A 2,882-nucleotide genomic window follows, 5' to 3' on the forward strand; every position below is an offset into this window, starting at 1 on the left:
GCTTAACTGATCGGCATTAGCCTTTCAGCCGGTTTTTTAGTGTTCACTCAACAGCACTTGGGTCCGGCCTTACTGCCGTAACGGGCCTCCTGGCGCTCGCGGAAGAACGCCTCGTAGTCCATCACCGGTTTGTCCGGGTGCTTGGTCTGCATGTGCTCGACGTAGTTGTCGTAGTCGGGCATGCCGACCATCAGGCGCGCGGCCTGACCGAGGTATTTGCCCAGGCGACTCAGGTCATTGAACATGCTGCCCTCCTCGCCTATGCATTCGGCAGCGCCTGGAATGGCGCTTCTTTATCCGTACGCTCTTTGCTGCCCCAGGCGGCGATACCGACCTTGAGTGCGAAGAACAGGATGCTGAACACCACAAACAGGAACAGCGCGGTCAGCGTGGCGTTGGTGTAGGCGTTGAAGATCACGTGTTGCATCTGCTCGATGCTCTTGGCCGGGGCCAGCACCTGACCATTGGCCAGGGCATCGCTGTACTTCTTCGCCAGGGCGAGGAAACCGATTGCCGGGTTGGCATCGAACAGCTTGATGAAACCGGCGGTGGTGGTGCAGATCAGCAACCACACAGCCGGCAGCAAGGTGACCCAGGCATAACGCTGGCGCTTCATCTTGATCAGCACCACGGTGCCGAGCATCAGCGCGATACCGGCCAGCATCTGGTTGGAGATGCCGAACAGCGGCCACAAGGTGTTGATGCCGCCCAGCGGGTCGATCACGCCCTGGTACAGCAGATAACCCCACATGGCCACGCAACCGGCGGTGGCGATCAGGTTGGCGGTCCAGGATTCGGTGCGGCGCAGGGCCGGCACGAACGAGCCGAGCAAATCCTGGAGCATGAAGCGCCCGGCACGGGTACCGGCGTCGACCGCGGTCAGGATGAACAGCGCTTCGAACAGGATCGCGAAGTGGTACCAGAACGCCATGGTGTTCTCGCCCGGCAACAGCTGGTGCAGGATCTGCGCGATCCCCACCGCCAGGGTCGGCGCACCGCCGGCACGGGCCAGGATGGTGGTTTCCCCGATGTCGTGGGCCACCGCTTGCAACGCTTCCGGCGTGATCGCAAAGCCCCAGCTGCTGACGGTTTGCGCAACGGCCACCGCATCGGCGCCGACCACGGCCGCCGGGCTGTTCATGGCGAAGTAAACGCCCGGATCGATCACCGACGCCGCGACCATGGCCATGATCGCCACGAAGGACTCCATCAGCATGCCGCCGTAACCGATGTAACGGGCATGCCCCTCATTGGCGAGCAGCTTCGGCGTGGTGCCGGAAGCGATCAGCGCGTGGAAACCCGAGACCGCGCCACAGGCGATGGTGATGAACAGGAACGGGAACAGACCGCCCTTCCAGACCGGGCCGGTGCCGTCGATGAATTGGGTCAGGGCCGGCATTTTCAGCTCGGGCATGGTCACCAGGATACCGATGGCCAAAGCCACGATGGTGCCGATTTTCAGGAAGGTCGACAGGTAGTCACGGGGAGCCAGGATCAGCCACACCGGCAACACCGCGGCAACGAAACCGTAGCCGATCAGCATCCAGGTGATCTGGATACCGGTAAAGGTAAAGGCCTTGGCCCACACCGGATCCGCGGCAATCTGCCCGCCGAGCCAGATCGAACCGAGCAGCAACAGCACGCCGATCACCGAGATCTCGCCGATGCGGCCCGGGCGGATGTAGCGCATGTAGATGCCCATGAACATCGCGATCGGGATGGTCGCCATCACCGTGAAAATACCCCAAGGGCTCTCGGCCAAGGCTTTCACCACGATCAGCGCCAGCACCGCGAGGATGATGATCATGATCAGGAAGCAACCGAACAGCGCGATGGTGCCGGGGATGCGGCCCATTTCCTCACGGACCATGTCGCCCAGGGAGCGGCCGTTGCGACGGGTGGACATGAACAGGACCATGAAGTCCTGCACCGAACCGGCCAGCACCACGCCGGCGATCAGCCACAGGGTGCCGGGCAGGTAGCCCATCTGCGCGGCCAGCACCGGGCCGACCAACGGCCCCGCACCGGCAATGGCGGCGAAGTGGTGACCGAAGAGAATGTGTTTATTGGTCGGAACGTAATCCAGACCGTCATTGTTGATCACGGCGGGAGTGGCCCGTCGCGCATCGAGTTGCATGACGCTGTTGGCGATGAACAGACTGTAGTAGCGGTAGGCGACCAGATAGATGGCCACGGCAGCGACCACAATCCACAAGGCATTGATTGCCTCCCCTCGGCGCAATGCCACGACACCCAGGGCGCACGCACCTACGATTGCCAGCACCAGCCAGGGCAGATGGCGTAGCGGGCTATTATTATTTTTCATTTTATTATTCCAGCCAGAGTGGACAAGAAAGACAGCCACCCCGAGTTTAGCGCTCCTGACGGCAAAGACCATACCCCGACATAGGTCTGGACACCGGCCAGCGCTGGCAGCCTTGAAGAATGCCGGTCTATAGTCAGCGAACATCTACGAGGATCGCGCCATGAGCGAGCACCCTGCCGACCGTCGCCGCTTCAAACGTATTGCGTTCGATGCCCGAACTGACTTGAGTCAGGGTGAGTTCACCTGGCCGGTGAAGTTGATTGATCTATCGCTCAAGGGGGTGCTGATCGAGCGACCCGATCCGTGGTTGGGCAATCCGCAGCAGGATTTTCTGGTCGATATTCATCTGAGCGAAGACGTCGACATCACCATGGATGCGCAACTGGCCCACGATGACCATGGCCAACTCGGCTTTGTCTGCCTGCACATCGGCCTGGAGTCCATAGAACGGCTGCGGCGACTGATCGAGCTCAACCTCGCTGATCCGCAGGAGCTGGAACGAGAATTGGGTGCGCTGATCGAAATCTGAACGTACCTCTGTGTAGGAGCTGCCGCA

At 61.2% G+C, this 2,882-nt stretch carries 3 protein-coding genes; 1 reads left to right on the forward strand and 2 read right to left on the reverse strand.

Annotated features, from left to right (window positions below; genetic code table 11):
- Positions 1-47: 47 nt before the first annotated feature.
- Both PMI26_RS09775 and PMI26_RS09770 read right to left on the reverse strand, forming a co-directional pair.
- The gene (locus tag PMI26_RS09775; protein ID WP_007976534.1) at positions 48-245 is read right to left on the reverse strand and encodes a YbdD/YjiX family protein; all 198 of its coding nucleotides are present in this window, start codon (positions 243-245) and stop codon (positions 48-50) included.
- A gap of 14 nt (positions 246-259) precedes the next feature.
- Positions 260-2,326 (reverse strand): carbon starvation CstA family protein, encoded by a 2,067-nt coding sequence (locus PMI26_RS09770; protein WP_007976536.1) that lies wholly within the window; start codon positions 2,324-2,326, stop codon positions 260-262.
- 160 nt (positions 2,327-2,486) lie between these two features.
- On the opposite strand from PMI26_RS09770, the gene PMI26_RS09765 reads away from it, so the two are divergent.
- Positions 2,487-2,855: a PilZ domain-containing protein gene (locus tag PMI26_RS09765; RefSeq protein WP_007976537.1), complete on the forward strand. Its 369-nt coding sequence runs from the start codon at positions 2,487-2,489 to the stop codon at positions 2,853-2,855.
- The last annotated feature ends 27 nt before the right edge of the window (positions 2,856-2,882 follow it).

It is taken from the genome of Pseudomonas sp. GM33 (genome assembly GCF_000282295.1).
In the GTDB taxonomy this organism is placed as follows: domain Bacteria; phylum Pseudomonadota; class Gammaproteobacteria; order Pseudomonadales; family Pseudomonadaceae; genus Aquipseudomonas; species Aquipseudomonas laurylsulfatiphila.